Consider the following 19,927-nt stretch of genomic DNA (forward strand, 5'->3'; position numbering starts at 1 on the left):
GGGCGACTCAGGGGCCGTTTTCTACATCAAGGTAGCCTATTTGGCGACCTTGAAACAATTTCGAAACTTTAGCGGCAACAGATGACATAAAAACGGCCATCCGTGGATGGCCGTTCGGGCTGCTTGAAAGCACACTTATTTGGTGGCTTTTTTTACAGCGTCCTTGGTGTCGCCAATCGCTTTTTCGACTTGGCCTTTCTTTTCCTGCACCACGCCTTCAGCGCGCAGTTTGTCGTTGCCGGTGACTTTGCCGACGCCTTGCTTGATGTTGCCGACGGCTTCGTCTTTCAAACCTTTTGCCTTATCCGCTGTGCTGCCCATGGTATTTCTCCAGAAGAACAATCAAGGGTTTTGGTCATTACCTAGAGATTGACCCGAGGCCGTTCGGCAGAGTTTCAATTATTTTCAGGGGGCATTTCATCGCCAGCCGCAGGTTTGGCTTTATGTTTTGCAGCCAACCCACGAGAATGCCCGGCACATTCAGGCTATAACGCTGAATAACAGATCCCGTAGGAAGGTTATGAAACTCAATAAAGCACAGGCCATCGCCCGCAGAAACACCGAACTGGGCGGTGCCGTACTCGGCGTCAACAACTGCCATTTCACCGACCTGGACCGCAAGCGCAACATCTGGTGGTTTGACCTGCCGGTGGGCCGCATTGCGATCGGCCAGTACGAGTGGATCCATCTGTTGATGCACAACGCCGAGACCGACCAGTTGCTGCACCTGAAGGTGCCGACGGTGTTCCTGCGCGAGAAGCTCGAAGGCCTTGTGGTGCGCAATGCGGGCAAGCGCAAACCGGAGATCACCCTGGAGCTGAGCGCGGACAAGGATTCGTTCCTCAAGGACGTACGCCCGGCTGGCGCGGGCATCAGCTTCGCGCAATTTTCCCTGTAAAAACTCGGTCAAAAAACGGTGGGAGCTGGCTTGCCTGCGATAGCGGTGTACCAGCCAGCCCAACAGTGGCTGAAGAATCGCAATCGCAGGCAAGCCAGCTCCCACATGGGATTGCATTCCAATCCAATCATGGGAATCAGCAGGCCATAAAAAACCCCGCATCAGCGGGGTTTTTTAGGGGTTACTTTTTAAGGCCGAGCTTCTTCAGCTCTTCATCACGCAACTCACGGCGCAGGATCTTGCCCACGTTGGTGGTCGGCAATGCATCGCGGAATTCCACGGCTTTCGGCACTTTGTAACCGGTGAGGTTGGCGCGCATGTGCTCCATCACCTGGTCCTTGGTGAGCGTCGCGCCCGGCTTGACCACGATGAAGATCTTGATGTGTTCCCCGGACTTCTCGTCCGGCACACCGATGGCCGCGCATTGCAGCACGCCCGGCAGGCCAGCCAGCACGTCTTCCAGTTCGTTGGGGTACACGTTGAAACCGGAGACCAGGATCATGTCCTTCTTGCGGTCGACAATGCGCATGTAGCCGTCTTGCTGGATAAGCGCGATATCACCGGTCTTCAACCAGCCTTCGCTGTCGAGAATTTCGGCGGTGGCGTCTTCACGCTGCCAGTAGCCCTTCATCACCTGCGGGCCCTTGATGCACAGCTCGCCGATCTCGCCCAAAGGCAACTCGGTGCCGTCGTCGGCAATGACCTTGCACAGGGTCGACGGCACAGGAATGCCGATGGTGCCGATCTGGGTGTACTGGATCGGGTTGACGGTGGCCACCGGGCTGGTTTCGGTCATGCCGTAACCTTCGCAGATGCCGCAGCCGGTCACGTCTTTCCAGCGCTCGGCGGCTGCCAGTTGCAGGGCCATGCCGCCAGACAGGGTGACTTTCAATGCCGAGAAATCCAGCTTGCGGAACGCCTCGTTGTTGCACAGCGCCACGAACAGGGTGTTCAGGCCGACAAAGCCGCTGAACTTCCACTTGGACAGTTCCTTGACCATCGCCGGCAGGTCGCGCGGGTTGCTGATCAGGATGTTGTGGTTGCCGATCAGCATCATCGCCATGCAATGAAAGGTGAACGCATAGATGTGGTACAACGGCAGCGGCGTGATCAGAATCTCGCAGCCCTCGTTGAGGTTGGAGCCCATCAGCGCCTTGCACTGCAACATGTTGGCGACGAGATTGCGATGGGTAAGCATCGCGCCCTTGGCCACGCCGGTGGTGCCACCGGTGTATTGCAACACGGCCACATCGCTGCTGGCCGGGCTGGCATCGCTGACCGGTTGGCCGTGCCCCTTGGCCAGCACGTCGTTGAACTTGATCGCCTTCGGCAGGTGGTAGGCCGGGACCATCTTCTTCACGTACTTGATGACGCTGTTGATCAGCAGGCGCTTGAGCGGCGGCAACAGGTCGGCGACTTCGGTGACGATCACGTGCTTGACGGAGGTCTTGGGCACGACCTTTTCCGCCAGGTGGGCCATGTTGGCCAGGCACACCAGGGCCTTGGCGCCGGAGTCGTTGAATTGGTGTTCCATTTCCCGCGCGGTGTACAGCGGGTTGGTGTTGACCACGATCAGACCGGCACGGATGGCACCGAACACAGCGACCGGGTATTGCAGGACGTTGGGCAGTTGCACGGCGATGCGATCACCGGGCTTCAAGTCGGTGTGCTGTTGCAGGTACGCGGCGAAGGCGCCGGACAATTCGTACAACTCACCGTAGGTGATGGTCTTGCCCAGGTTGCTGAAAGCCGGTTTGTTGGCGAAGCGCTGGCAGGACTGCTTCAGTACCGCCTGAATATTCGGATACTCGTCTGGATTGATGTCTGCAGCAATCCCGGCGGGGTACTTATCCTTCCAAAAGTTTTCGTTCATGGAAGCCCACTCCTCAGCGACGTCAGCGACGCGAATTCATCATCGCATTTGATGCGATTATTATTGGTGTATGTTTTTTTAGGTGAATCTGGCGCTTTCAAGCAGGCCTAGACGTCACAAAGCGCGCCGAGAGTAGCAGCTTTGCCAAGGGCCGCCTAGAGCCAAAGGAGGGCCCTACAGTCATAATCACGACTGTCCTACAATATTTGGTCACACTTTAAACCAGGGCAGAATCCCCCAGGAAAAGGCTCTGGAATGGGCTTTACAGATCAACAAATAACAATGTGGGAGCTGGCTTGCCTGCGATGGCGGTCTGTCAGTCAATACATCCTGTGACTGATACACCGCCATCGCAGGCAAGCCAGCTCCCACAATTTTTACCCTATTTCAAATCAAGCGATGTCGCGAAGCTCACGTCGCAGAATTTTCCCCACCGGCGTCATCGGCAACGACTCGCGCAACACGATGTGTTTAGGCACTTTGTACCCCGTGAAGTTGGCCTTGCAGTACGCCTTCAACTCTTCAAGGCTCACCCCTTGGGTGCGCGCTACCACAAACAGTTTGACCGCCTCGCCGGTGCGTTCATCCGGTACGCCGATCACTGCGCAGTTGGCCACGGCCGGGTGCGCCATCACCACGTCTTCGATCTCGTTGGGGTACACGTTGAAGCCCGAGACGATGATCAGGTCTTTCTTGCGGTCGACGATGCTCACAAAGCCATCAGTGTCGATCACCGCGATGTCGCCGGTCTTGAGCCAACCCTCGGCGTCCAGGGTCTCGGCGGTGGCGACCGGTTGCTGCCAGTAACCTTTCATCACCTGCGGGCCCTTGATGCACAACTCGCCCCGCTCGCCCAACGGCAATTCGCGGCCTTCATCATCGATGACCTTCATCGCCGTGCCCGGCACCGGAATGCCCACGGTGCCCAGTCGCGACCTGCTGCCATACGGGTTGGTGCTCGCCACGGGCGAGGTCTCCGTGAGGCCGTAGCCTTCGCCGATGGAACAGCCGGTGAGTGCCTTCCAGCGCTCGGCCGTGGCCTTGACCAGTGCGGTGCCACCGGAGTTGGTGATCTTCAGGTGAGAGAAATCCAGGGTCTTGAAGTCCGGGTGGTCCATCAGCGCCACAAACAACGTGTTCAAGCCCAGCAGGCAGGAGAACCGCCACTTCTTCAGCTCCTTGATGAAGCCACCGATGTCCCGCGGGTTGGTGATCAGCACGTTGTGGTTGCCGGTCACCATCATGCACATGCAGTTCGCCGTGAATGCATAGATGTGGTACAGCGGCAGCGGCGCGATCATCACCTCCTGCCCTTCCCGCACCAGCGGCTGGCCGTCGTCAGAGACCTGGGACATGCACGCCCGCACCTGCTGCATGTTGGCCACCAGGTTGCCATGGGTGAGCATCGCGCCCTTGGCCAGGCCGGTGGTGCCCCCGGTGTATTGCAGCACGGCGATGTCATCCAGCGTCACCGGATGGCGAGTCACGCCCAGGCCCGCGCCCATGCGCAGCGCACGCTTGAACGACACGGCCCGTGGCAGGCTGTAGGCCGGCACCATCTTCTTCACCTTGTCGACCACGGTGTTGATCAGCCAGCCTTTGGCGGCAGGCATGAAGTCGCCCATCTTGGCTTCGATCAGGTAGTCGATCTCGGTGTCGGCGCAGACTTCCTGCACCCGCGAGCCGAACAGGTTGAGGTAGACCAGCGCACGCACGCCGGCATCCTTGAACTGATGGCGCATCTCCCGTGGGGTGTACAGCGGGTTGGTGTTGACCACGATCAGCCCGGCGCGCAAGGCACCGAACACGGCAATTGGGTAATGCAGCACGTTGGGCATCTGCACCGCGATGCGCTCGCCGGGCTTGAGGTCGGTGTGCTGCTGCAGGTAACCGGCGAACGCCGCACTCTGGCGCTCAAGCTCGGCGTAGGTCAGGGTGATGCCCATGTTGCTGAATGCCGGACGGTCGGCAAAGGCCTTGCAGGAACGCTCGAACACTTCGATCACTGACTTGTAGGACGTCAGGTCGATGTCATTGGGAACGCCCGCCGCGCGTTTGTCATTCCAGAAATCAGGTTGCATTATTCTTGTCCTCTTACCTGAGTGTGTCCGACCGCTGCCGCCGTAAAAGCAGGCGGCTATAAAAAGCGGAGCTTTGGGGACGTTAGCAGCTATGGCCAAACAGGCAAATACGCCAAACCGTGTCATTGATTGTATGAATCTTGCCCCTGAGGCGTAGGCTGATACCCAAGTCCCTGGCAGATGAGCTATACACTGCATCGAACCTGAGCAAAGGAAGCGCCATGAACCACAGCACCTTCTGGCTGACCGCGAATGACCGCAGCCGCCTGTACGTCAATCAATGGCTACCGGACGGCCCGGCCAAGGCGATGGTCATGCTGTCCCACGGCATGGCCGAGCACGGCGGCCGCTATGGGCGCTTGGCCGAGGCGCTGTGTGGCGCGGGCTACGGGCTGTACGCGCTGGACCAGCGCGGCCACGGCCGCACGGCGGACGAAGGCACGCTCGGGCTGTTCGCCGAGCACGACGGCTGGAACAAGGTGGTGGGCGACCTGGCCAGCCTGAACCAGCACATTGCGCACCAGCAGCCGGGGCTGCCGATCATCCTGCTGGGCCACAGCATGGGCAGCTATATCGCCCAGGCCTACCTGCTGCACCACAGCGCCAGCTTGAGTGGGGCGATTCTCAGCGGCTCGAATTTCCAACCGGTGGCGCTGTACCGTGCGGCGCGGGTGATTGCGCGCATCGAGCGCGCGCGCCAGGGTTTGCGCGGGCGCAGTGCGTTGATCGACTTCCTTTCATTCGGCTCCTTCAACAAGGCATTCAAACCCAACCGCACGGCCTTCGACTGGCTCAGCCGCGACCCGGCCGAAGTCGACAAGTACATCCATGACCCGCTGTGTGGCTTTCGTTGTACCAACCAGCTGTGGATCGACCTGCTGGGCGGCTTGCAGCAGATCAGCAAGGCGTCCAACCTCGCCCAGATCGACCCGGGCCTGCCAATCCTGGTCACGGGCGGCGAATGTGATCCGGTGAGCGAGGGCAAGCGTCTCAAAGATCTGGCCCACGCCCTGCGCGAGGCCGGCTGCCAAAACCTGCAATTGACGATCTACCCGCAGGCGCGACATGAAGTGTTCAATGAAACCAACCGCGACGAAGTCACAGCGGATGTGCTGACGTGGCTCGACCAGGCCCTGACCCTGCACAGGCCGGCCCGCTGCGAATAACTTTCCTTTAAAATCAGCCGATAATCACCGATTAGCCACAGGATGTACCTTTAGATGACTCAGGTTACCAACACCCCGTACGAAGCCCTCGAAGTCGGCCAGACTGCCAGCTTCAGCAAGACCGTCGAGGAGCGCGATATCCAGCTGTTCGCCGCCATGTCCGGCGATCACAACCCGGTGCACCTGGATGCCGAGTACGCCAAGGCCACCATGTTCAAGGAGCGTATCGCCCACGGCATGTTCAGTGGCGCCCTGATCAGCGCCGCTGTGGCCTGCGAGTTGCCTGGACCGGGCACCATCTACATCGGCCAGCAGATGAGCTTCCAGAAGCCGGTGAAGATCGGCGACACCTTGACCGTGCGCCTGGAAATCCTCGAGAAGCTGCCCAAGTTCCGTGTGCGCATTGCCACCCGTGTGTTCAACCAGCGCGATGAGCTGGTGGTGGATGGCGAGGCCGAGATCCTGGCGCCGCGCAAACAGCAAGTGGTTGAGCTGACCGAGTTGCCGCCGATCAGCATTGGCTGATCTCAGCCTCGAAAACTGCACAATACAAATGTGGGAGCGGGCTTGCCCGCGAAAGCGGTGGATCAGTCACCTATCATTCGACTGACACTCCGCCTTCGCGAGCAAGCCCGCTCCCACATGGGTTACAACATAGGGCTTAACAGGGCTTACGACTGAGCGCGAGCCTGGTTACGCAGGGCTTTCACCTGGTCGTGATTACGCTGTGCACCGTGGAACTGGCGCTCCACCAGGTCACGAATCCCCAACAGGTTGTGCTTGTTGATCTTCTCGATCGCTTCTTTATAAGCCTTCAACGCATGGTCTTCACCGCGCTCGGCTTCGTTCAGCACCGCTTCTTCGTCTTTACCGGTGACCAACGACTTCACGTCGACCCAGCCACGGTGCAACGCGCCGGCCACACTGCCTGACTCTTCCGGATCACCACCCAAGGCGCGCACTGCAGTTTGCAGCTCGGCAGCCGCAGTTGCGCAATCAGCGGAGCGCTTGACGAACAACGCCTTGAGCTCTGGATGCTTGATGTCTTCAGCACAGGTCGCGAAACCTTTCTGGCCGTCTTTGCTGGTCTCGATCAGGTCATTGAGTACGGAGATCGATTCTTTGTTGATGTCAGTCATTTTTCAATTCCTTGTGCGGGTTGAGAAGGTTGTCTTAATGATTGCAGCGCCCGTGCCAGGTTTCTGAAAACAACTTTTCTGTTATTTTTCAACAATTTACGAATTATTGAACCATCTGTATGTACGTTATTTGCATGATCTGTCAATTGGCCTTCATGCAGAATGCCTGTATTTTCCAAGGCCTCGACTCACGCGCCTGAAGCCTTATGAATCCCGAAAAACTTGAACTGCTGATCACCCGCGAAATGCCCTTCGGCAAGTACAAGGGACGGATCATCGCCGACCTGCCCGGGCCTTACTTGAACTGGTTTGCCCGTGAAGGTTTCCCCCACGGCGAGCTGGGTGGTTTGCTGGCATTGATGCAGGAAATCGACAGCAACGGTCTGTCCGAACTGCTGGAACCGCTGCGCGTGAAACACGGCAAACCCGCCCCTCGCCATTAAGAGCCTCGCCATGCCAAGGAATGCTGATAACGAACACCACTGGCAGACCATCGCCGGAAATTACGAACTGGAGCCTGGCCCGATCAACCTGGAAAACGGTTATTTCGGACGCATGAGCCGTGTGGTCCGGGCGCAGTACCTGGAGCACGTTGCGTTCATCAACCGCAGCAATTCGCTGTACGTGCGCCAGCGCTTCGAGCAGGGCGAAAATGTCGAGATCCGGCGCCAACTGGCCGAGCTGATCAGCGTTGATCCGGAGTCCGTTGCCTTTACCCGTAACGCCACCGAAGCCTTGCAGTCGCTGATCCGCAACTACAACCGCCTGCAACCGGGCGACCAAGTGTTGATCAGCGACCTGGAGTACGACACGGTCAAAGGCGCGATGCGCTGGTTGGCGGGTGTTCGTGGTGTGGAAGTGATTGAACTGTCCCACACACATCCGGCCAGTTTCGACAGCCTGGTGCAGACTTATCGTGAGGCGTTTGCTCAGTACCCACGCCTCAAGCTGATGGCCCTGACCCACGTGACCCACCGCACCGGGCTGGTAATGCCGGTCGAAGCCATTGCCAGGGCCGCCCGTGAACAGGGTATCGATGTGATCCTCGACGGCGCCCATGCCCTGGGCCAGATCGAGTTCAACCTGGCGGAGCTTGGCATCCAGTTCGCCGGCTTCAACCTGCACAAATGGATCGGCGCGCCGCTGACCCTGGGCTTTCTCTATATAGCCCCGGAGCGCCTGGCCGACATCGACCCGGACATGGGCGAGTTTCACTACCCGATGACCGATGTGCGCGCACGGACGTCCTACAGCACCCCCAACTTTCCCGCGCTGATGACCTTGCCGTTGGTGTTTGAAGAACATCGCGCGTTGGGTGGCTCGACAGCCAAAGGTGCACGGGTGAATTACCTGCGGGATTTGTGGGTGAGCCAGGTGCGGCCGTTGGCGGGGATCGAGGTGCTGACGTCGGACGATCCTCGGCTGTATTGCGGGATCACGGCCTTCAAGTTTGTGGGACGGGACCAGCAGGCCATGGCCGACCGCTTGCTCAAGGACTACAACCTGTTTACCACCACCCGCGTAGGGGCGGCGTTTGGGACCTGTATTCGGGTGACACCGGGGCTGGTCACCTCGGCGGCGGACATCGATGCCCTGGTCAACGCCATTACCGAGCTGACCCCCCACTAAACTTGTGGGAGCTGGCTTGCCTGCGATAACGGTACATCAGTCACACCTGTACTTTCTGACCCACCGCTATCGCAGGCAAGCCAGCTCCCACCGTTGACCATCGGAGTTCTTGGGTTTTTCTGCGGACAAAAAAAAGCGGCACACCGACCAAGTGCACCGCAAAAATGCCGTTAAGCACAGCAACAACGATTCGATAAATCAGATCAGTCCAGCAGCGCCAGCGCCTGGGCAGTGACTTCCTGGATGCGGGCCCAGTCGCCGTTCTTGACCCACTCCGGATCCAGCATCCAGCTACCGCCCACGCACATCACGTTTTTCAACGCCATGTAGCTCTTGATATTGGCCGGGCCGACGCCGCCGGTTGGGCAGAATTTGACTTCGCCAAACGGGCCGCCGAGGGCCTTGATCGCAGCCACACCGCCGCTGACTTCAGCCGGGAACAGCTTGAAGCGGCGATAGCCCAGGCCATAACCTTCCATGATGCCCGAGGCATTGCTGATGCCCGGCAGCAGCGGGATCGGGCTGTGCACCGAGGCTTCCAGCAGGTCGCGGGTAATGCCGGGGGTGACGATAAACTGCGAACCCGCGACTTCAGCGGCTTCGAGCATGTGGCGATCCAGCACGGTGCCAGCACCGGTGCACAGCTCAGGGCGTTGCTCGCGCAGTACCTGAATGGCCTTGAGGCCGAACTCGGAACGCAGGGTCACTTCCAATGCGGTCAAGCCACCGGCTGCCAGGGCATCGGCCAGCGGCAGGATGTCTTGTTCGCGGGCGATGGTGATCACCGGCAGGATCCGCGCCTTGGCGCAGAGGCTGTCGATCAGGGCAACTTTGTCCGCCATGGACACGGTCGGTTGAGGGCTGTTCATAGCGGCTGATCCTTGGCTCATGGGCACCAGTAAATCTCTAATGTAGGTTGCAGAAACGCGCGAATCGGCATGGCAGCGACGTCGTCACTCGCCAGCGCGGCGCTCAAGGTGGTCAATTTCGAACTGCCGGAGATCGACAGCACGGTGTAGTTGGCCGTGGCCAGCAACGCGCGACTCATGGTCAGGCGCTGGTGTGGCACGGTCGGCGCCAGCATTGGCCAGCAACGGCGGGTACCGTTGGGCTGCAGGGCTTCGCTCAGGTTCGGGCTGTTGGGAAACAGCGATGCGGTGTGACCGTCATCGCCCATGCCCAGTACCAGCACATCAATGGCTGGCAACTCGCCCAGCAGGCGATCGGCCTGCAAGGCAGCGTCTTCAAGGTTGGCGGCGGCGCTGTAGAGGCTCAAGAACTTGGCCTTGGCTGCCGGGCCTTTCAACAGGTGCTGCTTCAACAAACCGGCATTGCTGTCGGCGTGCTCCACCGGCACCCAGCGCTCGTCGGCCAGGGTGATGGTGACCTTGGACCAGTCCAGGTCCTGCTTGGCCAGGTGCTGGAAAAACGCCACCGGGCTACGGCCGCCGGACACTACCAGGGTCGCTTCGCCACGGGCACTGAGGGCCGTGCGCAATTGCGCGGCCACATCATTGGCCAGGCCTTCGGCCAGCAGTACCGGCGTGCGGTACTCGTGAGGGGTTACGCCCTGGGGCAGTTTCAATTCAGATATCGCCATACCACGACCTCCCATCCCGCGTGATCAGTGCAATCGAGCTCATCGGCCCCCAGGAGCCCGCCGCGTACGGCTTGGGCGCATCACCGGATTTCTTCCAACCGGCGATCAACTGGTCACACCACTTCCACGCGGCTTCGATTTCATCTTTGCGCACAAACAGGTTCTGATTGCCGCGCATCACTTCCAGCAGCAACCGCTCGTAGGCATCGGGGATGCGTGCGCTGCGGTAGGTGTCGGAAAAATTCAGTTGCAGCGGGCCGCTGCGCAGTTGCATGCCCTTGTCCAGGCCCTGCTCCTTGGTCATCACGCGCAAGGAAATACCTTCGTCCGGTTGCAGGCGGATGATCAGTTTGTTGCTGATCTGCAAGCGCTGCTCAGGGGCGAAGATGTAGTGGGACGGTTCCTTGAAGTGGATGACGATCTGCGACAACTTTTGCGACATGCGCTTGCCGGTCCGCAGGTAGAACGGCACCCCGGCCCAACGCCAGTTGCGGATATCGGCACGCAGGGCGACGAACGTCTCGGTGTCGCTCTGGGTGTTGGAATTCTCTTCTTCCAGGTAACCCGGCACGGCTTTGCCGGCGCTGTAGCCCGCGATGTACTGGCCGCGCACCACTTGGGTGGTCAGGCCTTCGGGGCTGATCGGCGCCAGGGCCTTGAGCACCTTGACCTTTTCGTCACGGATGCTGTCGGCAGACAGGTCGGCCGGCGGGTCCATGGCGATCAGGCAGAGCAGTTGCAGCAGGTGGTTCTGGATCATGTCGCGCAGCTGGCCGGCCTTGTCGAAGTAACCCCAACGGCCTTCGATACCGACCTGCTCGGCCACGGTGATTTCCACGTGGGAAATGTAATGCTGGTTCCACTGGGTTTCGAACAGGCTGTTGGCGAAACGCAGGGCGATCAGGTTCTGGACGGTCTCTTTGCCCAGATAATGGTCGATGCGGTAGGTGCGGTTCTCCGGGAAGAACTGCGCCACGGCGTCATTGACCTTGCGCGAGGACTCCAGGTCCGAGCCGATCGGCTTTTCCAGGACCACGCGGGTGTTTTCCGCCAGGCCAGCCTTGGCCAGGTTTTCGCAGATGCCGCCGTACACCGCAGCCGGGGTGGCAAAGTAGGCGATCAGGCGTTGTTCGCTGCCAACTTTTTCGGCAAGGGCAACGTAGTCGTCGGCCTTCATGAAATCGACGTGCACATACGCCAGCCGCGCCAGGAAGCGCTTGGCAACAGCTTCGTCCAGCTCCTTGCCGACGTATTTGCGCAGTTCTTTTTCAATGCGAGCCAGGTGCTGTTGCTCGGTACCGGCTTCACGGGCCAGGGCCAGGATGCGGGTGTCGTCGTGCAAGAGCCCGGCACCATCGAGTTGATAGAGGGCAGGAAATAACTTGCGCAGCGCCAGATCACCCAAGGCGCCAAACAGGGCAAAGGTGCAGGGTTCTACGGTTATCGAAGGCATGATGTTTGTTCTTTTATCAAGTTAAGCTACAAATACCTTTTTTCAAGGCATCACTCAAGGAAAAATGTAGTAATAACCACAACATTTTCCCGAAATACGCATTCCGAGTGGTGGTGTTCAGCTACGCTCAGTAGGATAGGCCACCTCCAAGGGCCGCTCGTCGATTGGTTGCCGCCCTTAATTTGCATCGTCGCCCGAAGGAAAGACTGAATGGACCGCGTGCGAAATCTTCTGGAACAGATCCAGAACCGCCTCGAAGAATTGAACAAGGCCGAGCGCAAAGTCGCAGAAGTCATCCTGCTCAACCCGCAGCAGGCCACCCGCTTCTCGATCGCCGCCCTCGCCCAGGCCGCCTCGGTCAGTGAACCGACGGTCAACCGTTTCTGCCGTTCGTTCGGCGTGAGCGGTTACCCTGAACTGAAATTGCAGCTGGCGCAAAGCCTGGCCAGTGGCGCCGCGTACGTCAGCCGCGCCGTGGAAGCCGATGATAACCCTGAGGCATACACGCAAAAGATCTTTGGCAGCGCCATTGCGTCTCTGGACAGCGCCTGCCAGGCCCTGGACCCGGCCCTGATCAGCAAAGCCGTGGACCTGTTGATCCAGGCGCGGCAGATCCACTTCTTCGGCCTGGGCGCTTCGGCACCGGTGGCCATGGATGCCCTGCACAAGTTCTTCCGCTTCAACCTCGCCGTGACCGCCCATGCCGACGTGCTGATGCAGCGCATGATCGCCTCGGTGGCCCATACCGGCGAGCTGTTCGTGATCATTTCCTACACCGGGCGTACCCGTGAACTGGTGGAAGTGGCACGGATCGCCCGCAGCAACGGCGCCTCGGTACTCGGCGTGACCGCTGAGAACTCGCCACTGGCCAAGGCCAGCACGGTGAGCCTGAACATTCCGTTGCCGGAGGACACCGACATTTACATGCCGATGACCTCGCGGATCATCCAGCTGACGGTGCTGGACGTGCTGGCGACCGGCATGACCTTGCGTCGCGGGGTGGATTTCCAGCCGCATCTGCGCAAGATCAAAGAGAGCTTGAATGACAGCCGGTATCCGGTGGGGGATGAGTTCAACTAGCAGCAATCTCCACCAGCAGTACCGACTCTATCGCAGGCAAGCCAGCTCCCACACTTGGAATGCATTCCCCTGTGGGAGCTGGCTTGCCTGCGATAGCGCCAGAAGCTACACCGCTAAACGCCGGCCCTGGCCTGCAAACTCAAATGTGCCCTCTCCCCCGGCGCCAGACTCGCCGCGGCCATCGCCGACTCTACGCACACAAACCCCGACGCCTCGTTGAAGCTCACGCCCAACAACGGCCGGCTGCCCGGATGCCACACCACGGTGTCGGCGCTGTCACCGGTGTCGATGCACAGCTCACGCTGCCAGGCGTGGTCCTTGAGGTGCAGTTCGCCCTCGTGCTGGAACACCCGCTGGCACCCGCCCTCCACCCGCAATTCGCCTTCCTGCTGGCAGACCTGGCGATTGAGCTGGTCGTAACCTTGCGCCCCCTCGAGCCCAGACAGCGCTATCTCGTCAACGTGGCCAATACGCCAATACGCGTGCAATGCATGGCTCAACTGGCACGGCAACTCGTCCTGATGCTCGGTGCTCAGGCGCAGTTCCAGGGTTTCGCCCAGGTGCGCGTGCAGGTCGACCTGCCAGTCGCACAGCTGCAATTGCCAGTGCAGGCGCACGCCGTCGTCGTCAGTGCTGCTGTCGAGCAGTTTCCAATCAATCAACCGCGCCCAACCATGGGACGGCCAGGCATTCTCGCTCGGATGGCGACCGTACCACGGCCAGCACACCGGCACGCCACCACGAATAGCGCCGACTTGTGGCCACTTGGCTGCACACCAGAGCCAAGGCTTCTGGCCCCGAGGCTGAAAATGCAGCAGTTGCGCGCCCTGGCGGCTGAACACCGCCTGGCACAACGGGTGGTCGATCACCAACACGTCGCGCATCTGAAAGCGTTCCCAGGCGAACACCGGTCGCTCGCGCAGGGATTTGAAAAAGCGTTGCAGCGGATGCTCATGCATGTGCCACGGTCCTGAATGTCTTTGTGGGAGCTGGCTTGCCTGCGATGGCATCAACGCGGCCTGCCTGCTGTACCGAGTCGCCTGGATCGCAGCGGTGCGGCGATCCGACAAGCCAGCTCCCACAGGGAGATGTGCTCCCCTTCCTCAAAAAAAAGCGGGTAGCCATGGCTACCCGCAAAATGCGCACAGAGAGAAGGAGCTTATCGCAACAACGTTAGAACGTAGACTGAATTTTCAGGCCCGCTACCAACGCGTTGTCGACTTCTTTCACACCGCCTGGGTTGGCGACGTATTGCAGGTTGGGACGCACGGTCAGCCAGTTGGTGACGTGGAAGCCGTAGTTGATTTCGACGTTGTACTCGGTGTTACGCAGCGGTGCGAAACCCGATTGGTCGTAGTCGGTGAAGCCACCAGCCGCATTGAGCAGCTCGGCGTTTTTCTTCACGTCACTGTTGGCGTGGATACGGGAAACACCGATACCGACGTCATCCTTGGTGCGCGCGTCGAATGGACCTTTGTAGACCAGCATCAACGACTGGTAGTTGTCGACCAGGTTGGTGTCTTTGTCGTGGAAGGTCACGTTGGCCGCGATGTTCAGGCCGCGGGAAGCGTCGCCATTGTGCGTGGTGAGTTGCTGTTGCAGCACACCCCAGTAGCCGGTCTTGCTGCTACGAACACGGAAGGCCGCGCCCGTGGTGCCAGCGTCGTTACCGTTGACGTCTTCACGTACGTCGTTGGCATCGGCGGTGCTCTTGTAGTAACCCACACGGTATTCGCCCGGCAGGCCATTGACCTTCGGCGACCAGACCAATTCCACCGGGATCACGGTGCCCTTGGTGCCACTGCCGCTGAGCTTGAAGCCGTTGCCGTGCTCCAGCTGCGATGGGTTCTGGTTGTACGCACCGATTTGCGCATACAGCTCTGGCGTGATGTTGTACTTCACGCGGATAGCCGCCTGGCTCACAGGCCAGTTGTACCAGGTGTTCACGTAGTTACCCACTTGCGAGCCGCAGAACGACAGGTTCTGGAAGTCGCATGGGAAGGTGTTGAAGTCTTCGCCTTCACCGAAGTAACCGAGTTTCACATCCAGCTTGTTGTCGAACATCTGGTGCTGGATCCAGAACTGGGTCAGACGCACCATGTGGCCACGGCCATCAACCTCTTGAGACGAACTCAAGGTGCCGGCACGCGGATCGCCAATACGGTCATTGGAGATGTTTGCGCCATTACGGTTGGTCAGTTGGATCTTGGCCTGGGTGTTGTCCCAGCCCCACAGCTTTTGCAGATCCAGTGCTACGCCCAGACCGAACTGGTCAGCGTAACGGGCAGTTTTGTCGTTGTTGTAGCCACCGTGCAGGTTGCCACCGACTTCCCCAACGTAGTCAGCCTTGATGTCGATACCTTGCTCGATCAGCTTGGTACGTTCACCACTCCAATCGCCGGTCATCCACTTGGAATCGGAGCTGAATGCATCGGCCGCCATCGCATTGGCGGACAATACCAGGGCTGCTGCTGCTGACAGTTGGCAGATCAGCCGAGTGTTGTTGTGTTGCTTTTTCATCCCTACATCCTCGTCTTTATTGTTATTAAACTGTTTTTATCTAACGCGGTTTACTTTTTTTAGCTAAAACAACAAGTTATCTACTTCAGCGGCCTTTGAATTGAGCCACATTGTCGACATGCCCTTGTGTGGGCGATGAAGAAGCAGTGCCCAGGCGCTCACCGGTCTTGGCGTCAAACAGCAACACTTTGGCCGGGTCAAACTGTAGGGTCAGGGTCTCGCCCACTTGCGGCGCCACATCCGGCGCCAGGCGGCAGCAGACCTTGGTGTCATTGAGTTGCACGAACACCAGGGTGTCCGGGCCGGTCGGCTCGGTCACCTGGACTTCGGCGCGAATGCTCGACGAACCGTTGCCCTCGCCGTTCGCCAACAGGATCTGCTCAGGGCGCAGGCCAAGGATCACGTCGCGGTCTTCGAGGCCCGCATCGTTCATGTTCAACGGCAGCTCGCAACGGGCCTGGCCGCTGTCGAGCAGGGCCACCAGGCGGCCGTCCTTGCGCTGCAGGCGCAGGGGCACGAAGTTCATCGGCGGCGAACCGATGAAGCTCGCCACGAACTGGTTGGCCGGGTTGTTGTAGATCTCTTTGGGCGTGCCGAACTGCTGGATGATGCCGTCCTTCATGACCGCCACCTTGTCGCCCAGGGTCATCGCTTCGATCTGGTCGTGGGTCACGTAGACCGTGGTGGTCTTGAGGCGCTGGTGCATCAGCTTCATTTCGGTACGCATCTCGACGCGCAGCTTGGCGTCGAGGTTGGACAACGGTTCGTCGAACAGGTAGATCTTCGGGCGCCGCGCCAATGCACGGCCCATGGCAACACGCTGTTGCTGGCCACCGGACAGCTGGCCCGGCTTGCGATTGAGCAGGTGCTCGATCTGCAGCAGCTTGGCCACGCGCGCCACTTCGGCGTCGATATCGGCCTGGGGCATCTTGCGGATCTTGAGGCCGAACTCGATGTTCTCGCGCACGCTCATGGTCGGGTACAGCGCGTAGGACTGGAACACCATGGCGATGTCGCGATCCTTGGGGCTCATGCCACTCACGTCCTGGTCGCCGATCATGATCGCGCCGCCGGTGATGGTCTCAAGGCCGGCGATGCAGTTCATCAGCGTGGACTTGCCGCAACCCGAAGGGCCGACCAGGATCAGGAATTCGCCTTCCTTGATCGACAGTTCGATGTTCTTCAAGGTGTCGGGCAGGCCGGCGCCATAGGTCTTGTTTACATTGCGAAGTTCAAGCGTAGCCATGATTACCCCTTGACCGCGCCGGCCGTGAGGCCGCGCACGAAATACTTGCCTGCGATCACATAGACCAGCAGGGTCGGCAACCCGGCGATCATCGCCGCTGCCATATCAACGTTATATTCCTTGGCTCCGGTGCTGGTGTTGACCAGGTTGTTCAGCGCCACCGTGATGGGCTGGGAGTCACCGCTGGAGAACACCACACCGAACAGGAAGTCGTTCCAGATCTGGGTGAACTGCCAGATCAGGCAGACCATGATGATCGGCGTGGACATCGGCAGAATGATCTGGCGGAAGATGGTGAAGAAACCCGCACCATCCAGGCGCGCGGCCTTGATCAGCGCATCCGGGATGCTCACGTAGTAGTTACGGAAGAACAGCGTGGTGAACGCCAGGCCGTAGACCACGTGCACAAACACCAGGCCGGTGGTGGTGCTGGCCAGGCCCATCTTGCCAAGGGTGAACGATGCCGGCAGCAACACGGTCTGGAACGGCAGGAAGCAGCCGAACAACAGCAGGCCGAAGAACAGTTGCGAGCCTTTGAAGCGCCAGAACGACAGCACGTAGCCGTTCAATGCACCGATGGCGGTGGAGATCAGCACAGCGGGAACGGTGATCTTGATCGAGTTCCAGAAGTAGCCATCCACGGTGGCCCAGGCCTTGACCCAGCCGATGCCGGTGACCACGGTCGGCCAGCTCAACAGGTTGCCGGTGCTGATGTCTTCCGGGGTCTTGAAGCTGGTGAGCAACATCACCACCAGCGGCACCAGGTACAGCAGCACGGCGAGGATCAGCACCGCGTAGATCGCGATGCGACTCAGGCTGATGGAAGGTTTGGAGGCGAGACTAGTCATTACGCTTGGTCCTCAGCTCGGAGTAGAGGTAAGGCACGATGATCGCGAGGATCGCACCGAGCATCAGGATTGCACTGGCCGAACCCATGCCCATCTGGCCACGGCTGAAGGTGAACGAGTACATGAACATCGCAGGCAGGTCGGACGAGTAGCCCGGGCCACCGGCGGTCATGGCGGCCACCAGGTCGAAGCTCTTGATCGCAATGTGCGCCAGGATCATCACCGCACTGAAGAACACCGGACGCAGGCTTGGCAGCACCACGCTCCAGTAGATGCGCGGCAGGCTGGCGCCGTCGATCTGGGCGGCGCGGATGATCGATTGGTCCACACCCCGCAGGCCGGCGAGGAACATCGCCATGATGAAGCCGGAGGCTTGCCACACGGCCGCGATCACCAGGCAGTAGACCACGCGGTCGGGGTCGATCAGCCAGTCGAGACGGAAGCCTTCCCAGCCCCAGTCCCGCAGGAGTTTGTCCAGGCCCATGCCCGGGTTGAGCAGCCATTTCCAGGCGGTACCGGTGACGATCATCGAGAGCGCCATCGGGTACAGGTAAATGGTGCGGATAAAGCCTTCGCGGCGGATTTTCTGGTCGAGGAAGATCGCCAGTGTCACGCCGATGACCAGGGTGATGCCGATGAACATCCCGCCGAAAACCGCCAGGTTCTTGCTCGCTACCCACCAGCGGTCGTTGTCGAACAACCGGGCGTATTGCGCAAGGCCGGCCCATTTGTAGCTGGGCAGGAAGGTGGAATTGGTGAACGACAGCACGAACGTCCACAGGATGTAGCCGTAAAAGCCCACCAGAACGATGAACATGCTCGGCGCCAGCACCAGTTTGGGAAGCCAGCGCTGCAGTGCATCGAACGGCGAGGCCTTGCTGAACACAGCAACAGAACTCATGGGAAAATCCAGTACAGGGAAAAAGGGCTACGCACATCGCCTTGTAGGAGGCGGCTTATTGTGGCGAGGGAGCTTGCTCCCGCTCGGCTGCGCAACAGACGCCGCCTTTTGGGGCGCTTCGCACCCCAGCGGGAGCAAGCTCCCTCGCCACAGAATCCGGCTCCTACACAAGCATCACTTGGCTGACTTGATCGCAGCGCCGAGTTTCTTGGCGGTGTCGGCCGGGTCGGCTTTCGGGTCGTTGATGTAGTTGGTCACGACATCAAAGAACGCCCCTTGCACAGCCAGGGTGGTGGCCATGTTGTGGGCCATGCTTGGCTGCAGGCCGCCGGTCTTGGCGTCTGCCAGGAAGTCTTTGGCAGCGGTCTGGGCGCAGGAGTCAAAGCCGTAGGAGGCCATTTTCTCCAGCATGTCGGTGCGCACCGGGATCGAACCCTTGTTGATGCTGAAGACTTTCTGGAAGTTTTCACCCAGCACGACTTTGGCGATGTCCTGCTGACCCGCAGCGGTGCCTTTGTCTTTCTGCTTGAACACCGCCAGGGAGTCGATGTTGTAGGTGAAGGCTTTGTCGGTGCCCGGGAAGGCTACGCACTCGTAGTCCTTGCCGGCGACTTTCTTGGCAGCGGTCCATTCGGACTTCGCCCAGTCACCCATGATCTGCATGCCGGCCTTGCCGTTGATGACTTTGCCCGCTTCCAGGTTCCAGTCCTGGCCTTTGCCGTCGACGTCCATGTAGGTCGCGACTTTCTTCAGCTCAGTCAGGGCCTTGACCATTTCCGGGCCGGTCAGCGCGGCGTTGTCCAGGTCAACCAGGGCTTTCTTGTAGCCATCTGCACCCATCACCGACAGAACGACGGCTTCGAACACAGTGCTGTCCTGCCAAGGCTGGCCACCGTGGGCGAGCGGAATGAAGCCCGCTGCCTTGAGCTTGTCGCCGGCTGCGTAGAATTCTTCGAGGGTGGTTGGGTTCTTGGTAATCCCGGCTTTCTTGAAGACTTCCGGGTTGATCCACAGCCAGTTCACGCGGTGGATATTCACCGGTACGGCAACGTAGTTGCCTTCGTACTTGACGGTGTCGGAGACTTTTTTGTCGAGCAGCGAGTCCCACTTCTCTTCTTTGGCGACGTCCTTGAGCACGTCGGTGTCGAGCAGGCCAGTCGACGCCCATTCCTGAATGTCCGGGCCTTTGATCTGGGCAACGCCTGGCGGGTTGCCAGCGACTGCGCGGCTTTTCAGCACGGTCATGGCGGTAGCACCACCACCGCCGGCTACGGCGCCGTCTTTCCAGGTGAAACCGTCTTTCTCAACTTGGGCCTTCAGGACATCTACAGCCGCTTTTTCACCACCCGAGGTCCACCAATGCACAACTTCAACCGTCCCTTTCGAGTCGGCGGCAAATGCACTGAGGGGAAACAACGAGGCAATGGAAATAGCTACGGCGAGGCGATTAATCGCGTTCATCTGAGTACCTTTTCTTGTTGTTATGCATGCAA

The 19,927-nt window shown here is 59.7% G+C and carries 19 protein-coding genes; 6 read left to right on the top strand and 13 right to left on the bottom strand.

Features of this window, described 5'->3' with window-relative positions; translation table 11 throughout:
• Nucleotides 1-135 precede the first annotated feature (135 nt).
• Nucleotides 136-321, bottom strand: coding sequence for a CsbD family protein (locus M2394_RS16265; RefSeq protein WP_176994235.1), 186 nt, complete (start codon nt 319-321; stop codon nt 136-138).
• 199 nt (nt 322-520) lie between these two features.
• Here M2394_RS16265 and M2394_RS16270 point away from each other — a divergent pair, with 199 nt between their 5' ends.
• On the top strand, nt 521-898 hold the full coding sequence (locus M2394_RS16270; RefSeq protein ID WP_178925112.1) for a hypothetical protein: 378 nt from the start codon (nt 521-523) through the stop codon (nt 896-898).
• 181 nt (nt 899-1,079) lie between these two features.
• On the opposite strand, the gene fadD1 is transcribed toward M2394_RS16270, so the two are convergent.
• A complete protein-coding gene (fadD1, locus tag M2394_RS16275; protein WP_259173155.1) occupies nt 1,080-2,771 on the bottom strand; it encodes a long-chain-fatty-acid--CoA ligase FadD1 in 1,692 nt (563 codons plus the stop codon).
• Nucleotides 2,772-3,163: 392 nt separating this feature from the next.
• Entirely contained in the window at nt 3,164-4,852 is a 1,689-nt protein-coding gene (gene fadD2, locus M2394_RS16280) for a long-chain-fatty-acid--CoA ligase FadD2 (RefSeq protein WP_178925108.1), read from the bottom strand.
• Nucleotides 4,853-5,073: 221 nt separating this feature from the next.
• Here fadD2 and M2394_RS16285 point away from each other — a divergent pair, with 221 nt between their 5' ends.
• Together M2394_RS16285 and M2394_RS16290 are read left to right on the top strand one after the other, a co-directional pair.
• Nucleotides 5,074-6,018 (top strand): alpha/beta hydrolase, encoded by a 945-nt coding sequence (locus M2394_RS16285; RefSeq protein WP_259173156.1) that lies wholly within the window; start codon nt 5,074-5,076, stop codon nt 6,016-6,018.
• Nucleotides 6,019-6,072: 54 nt separating this feature from the next.
• Nucleotides 6,073-6,543, top strand: coding sequence for a MaoC family dehydratase (locus M2394_RS16290; protein WP_176994240.1), 471 nt, complete (start codon nt 6,073-6,075; stop codon nt 6,541-6,543).
• Between the two features lie 146 nt (nt 6,544-6,689).
• Here M2394_RS16290 and M2394_RS16295 read toward each other — a convergent pair whose 3' ends face one another.
• Nucleotides 6,690-7,157 (bottom strand): PA2169 family four-helix-bundle protein, encoded by a 468-nt coding sequence (locus tag M2394_RS16295; protein ID WP_025858443.1) that lies wholly within the window; start codon nt 7,155-7,157, stop codon nt 6,690-6,692.
• 206 nt (nt 7,158-7,363) lie between these two features.
• Here M2394_RS16295 and M2394_RS16300 point away from each other — a divergent pair, with 206 nt between their 5' ends.
• Nucleotides 7,364-7,600, top strand: a complete 237-nt coding sequence (locus tag M2394_RS16300) for a DUF3820 family protein (RefSeq protein ID WP_176994242.1) — start codon at nt 7,364-7,366, stop codon at nt 7,598-7,600.
• 10 nt (nt 7,601-7,610) lie between these two features.
• On the top strand, nt 7,611-8,786 hold the full coding sequence (locus M2394_RS16305; protein WP_259173157.1) for an aminotransferase class V-fold PLP-dependent enzyme: 1,176 nt from the start codon (nt 7,611-7,613) through the stop codon (nt 8,784-8,786).
• Between the two features lie 203 nt (nt 8,787-8,989).
• On the opposite strand, the gene M2394_RS16310 is transcribed toward M2394_RS16305, so the two are convergent.
• The 3 genes from M2394_RS16310 to zwf are packed head-to-tail and all read right to left on the bottom strand — an operon-like array spanning nt 8,990 to nt 11,839.
• Entirely contained in the window at nt 8,990-9,655 is a 666-nt protein-coding gene (locus tag M2394_RS16310) for a bifunctional 4-hydroxy-2-oxoglutarate aldolase/2-dehydro-3-deoxy-phosphogluconate aldolase (protein ID WP_176994244.1), read from the bottom strand.
• A gap of 17 nt (nt 9,656-9,672) precedes the next feature.
• Nucleotides 9,673-10,386 carry a 6-phosphogluconolactonase gene (gene pgl, locus M2394_RS16315; RefSeq protein WP_178925100.1) on the bottom strand — a complete coding sequence of 238 codons (714 nt, stop codon included), beginning with the start codon at nt 10,384-10,386 and terminating at the stop codon, nt 9,673-9,675.
• The gene (gene zwf, locus M2394_RS16320; protein ID WP_176994246.1) at nt 10,373-11,839 is read right to left on the bottom strand and encodes a glucose-6-phosphate dehydrogenase; all 1,467 of its coding nucleotides are present in this window, start codon (nt 11,837-11,839) and stop codon (nt 10,373-10,375) included. Before zwf ends, pgl begins: the two co-directional genes overlap by 14 nt.
• A gap of 219 nt (nt 11,840-12,058) precedes the next feature.
• Here zwf and M2394_RS16325 point away from each other — a divergent pair, with 219 nt between their 5' ends.
• On the top strand, nt 12,059-12,919 hold the full coding sequence (locus M2394_RS16325; RefSeq protein WP_174554056.1) for a MurR/RpiR family transcriptional regulator: 861 nt from the start codon (nt 12,059-12,061) through the stop codon (nt 12,917-12,919).
• A 113-nt stretch (nt 12,920-13,032) separates the two neighbouring features.
• Here M2394_RS16325 and M2394_RS16330 read toward each other — a convergent pair whose 3' ends face one another.
• From M2394_RS16330 to M2394_RS16355, 6 genes are all read right to left on the bottom strand, one after another.
• Entirely contained in the window at nt 13,033-13,878 is an 846-nt protein-coding gene (locus M2394_RS16330) for a D-hexose-6-phosphate mutarotase (RefSeq protein WP_259173158.1), read from the bottom strand.
• 214 nt (nt 13,879-14,092) lie between these two features.
• Nucleotides 14,093-15,439 (bottom strand): carbohydrate porin, encoded by a 1,347-nt coding sequence (locus M2394_RS16335; protein ID WP_259173159.1) that lies wholly within the window; start codon nt 15,437-15,439, stop codon nt 14,093-14,095.
• Nucleotides 15,440-15,524: 85 nt separating this feature from the next.
• The gene (locus M2394_RS16340) at nt 15,525-16,685 is read right to left on the bottom strand and encodes an ABC transporter ATP-binding protein (RefSeq protein ID WP_259173160.1); all 1,161 of its coding nucleotides are present in this window, start codon (nt 16,683-16,685) and stop codon (nt 15,525-15,527) included.
• A gap of 2 nt (nt 16,686-16,687) precedes the next feature.
• A complete protein-coding gene (locus M2394_RS16345) occupies nt 16,688-17,533 on the bottom strand; it encodes a carbohydrate ABC transporter permease (protein WP_178925093.1) in 846 nt (281 codons plus the stop codon).
• Complete coding sequence (locus tag M2394_RS16350) at nt 17,526-18,434, bottom strand: carbohydrate ABC transporter permease (RefSeq protein WP_017253695.1); 909 nt, start codon at nt 18,432-18,434, stop codon at nt 17,526-17,528. Before M2394_RS16350 ends, M2394_RS16345 begins: the two co-directional genes overlap by 8 nt.
• 174 nt (nt 18,435-18,608) lie before the next feature.
• A complete protein-coding gene (locus tag M2394_RS16355) occupies nt 18,609-19,895 on the bottom strand; it encodes an ABC transporter substrate-binding protein (protein ID WP_176994251.1) in 1,287 nt (428 codons plus the stop codon).
• Nucleotides 19,896-19,927 lie beyond the last annotated feature (32 nt).

This window comes from Pseudomonas sp. BIGb0164, assembly GCF_024810135.1.
GTDB lineage: Bacteria > Pseudomonadota > Gammaproteobacteria > Pseudomonadales > Pseudomonadaceae > Aquipseudomonas.

Bases quoted from the DNA above. Each gene is read 5' to 3' on its own strand.
- M2394_RS16310 (WP_176994244.1), bottom strand. From the start codon at position 9,655: ATGAACAGCCCTCAACCGACCGTGTCCATGGCGGACAAAGTTGCCCTG.
- M2394_RS16270 (WP_178925112.1), top strand. From the start codon at position 521: ATGAAACTCAATAAAGCACAGGCCATCGCCCGCAGAAACACCGAACTG.
- fadD2 (WP_178925108.1), bottom strand. From the start codon at position 4,852: ATGCAACCTGATTTCTGGAATGACAAACGCGCGGCGGGCGTTCCCAAT.
- pgl (WP_178925100.1), bottom strand. From the start codon at position 10,386: ATGGCGATATCTGAATTGAAACTGCCCCAGGGCGTAACCCCTCACGAG.
- zwf (WP_176994246.1), bottom strand. From the start codon at position 11,839: ATGCCTTCGATAACCGTAGAACCCTGCACCTTTGCCCTGTTTGGCGCC.
- M2394_RS16305 (WP_259173157.1), top strand. From the start codon at position 7,611: ATGCCAAGGAATGCTGATAACGAACACCACTGGCAGACCATCGCCGGA.
- M2394_RS16265 (WP_176994235.1), bottom strand. From the start codon at position 321: ATGGGCAGCACAGCGGATAAGGCAAAAGGTTTGAAAGACGAAGCCGTC.
- M2394_RS16350 (WP_017253695.1), bottom strand. From the start codon at position 18,434: ATGAGTTCTGTTGCTGTGTTCAGCAAGGCCTCGCCGTTCGATGCACTG.
- M2394_RS16330 (WP_259173158.1), bottom strand. From the start codon at position 13,878: ATGCATGAGCATCCGCTGCAACGCTTTTTCAAATCCCTGCGCGAGCGA.
- M2394_RS16345 (WP_178925093.1), bottom strand. From the start codon at position 17,533: ATGACTAGTCTCGCCTCCAAACCTTCCATCAGCCTGAGTCGCATCGCG.
- M2394_RS16295 (WP_025858443.1), bottom strand. From the start codon at position 7,157: ATGACTGACATCAACAAAGAATCGATCTCCGTACTCAATGACCTGATC.
- fadD1 (WP_259173155.1), bottom strand. From the start codon at position 2,771: ATGAACGAAAACTTTTGGAAGGATAAGTACCCCGCCGGGATTGCTGCA.
- M2394_RS16290 (WP_176994240.1), top strand. From the start codon at position 6,073: ATGACTCAGGTTACCAACACCCCGTACGAAGCCCTCGAAGTCGGCCAG.
- M2394_RS16340 (WP_259173160.1), bottom strand. From the start codon at position 16,685: ATGGCTACGCTTGAACTTCGCAATGTAAACAAGACCTATGGCGCCGGC.
- M2394_RS16300 (WP_176994242.1), top strand. From the start codon at position 7,364: ATGAATCCCGAAAAACTTGAACTGCTGATCACCCGCGAAATGCCCTTC.
- M2394_RS16335 (WP_259173159.1), bottom strand. From the start codon at position 15,439: ATGAAAAAGCAACACAACAACACTCGGCTGATCTGCCAACTGTCAGCA.
- M2394_RS16355 (WP_176994251.1), bottom strand. From the start codon at position 19,895: ATGAACGCGATTAATCGCCTCGCCGTAGCTATTTCCATTGCCTCGTTG.
- M2394_RS16285 (WP_259173156.1), top strand. From the start codon at position 5,074: ATGAACCACAGCACCTTCTGGCTGACCGCGAATGACCGCAGCCGCCTG.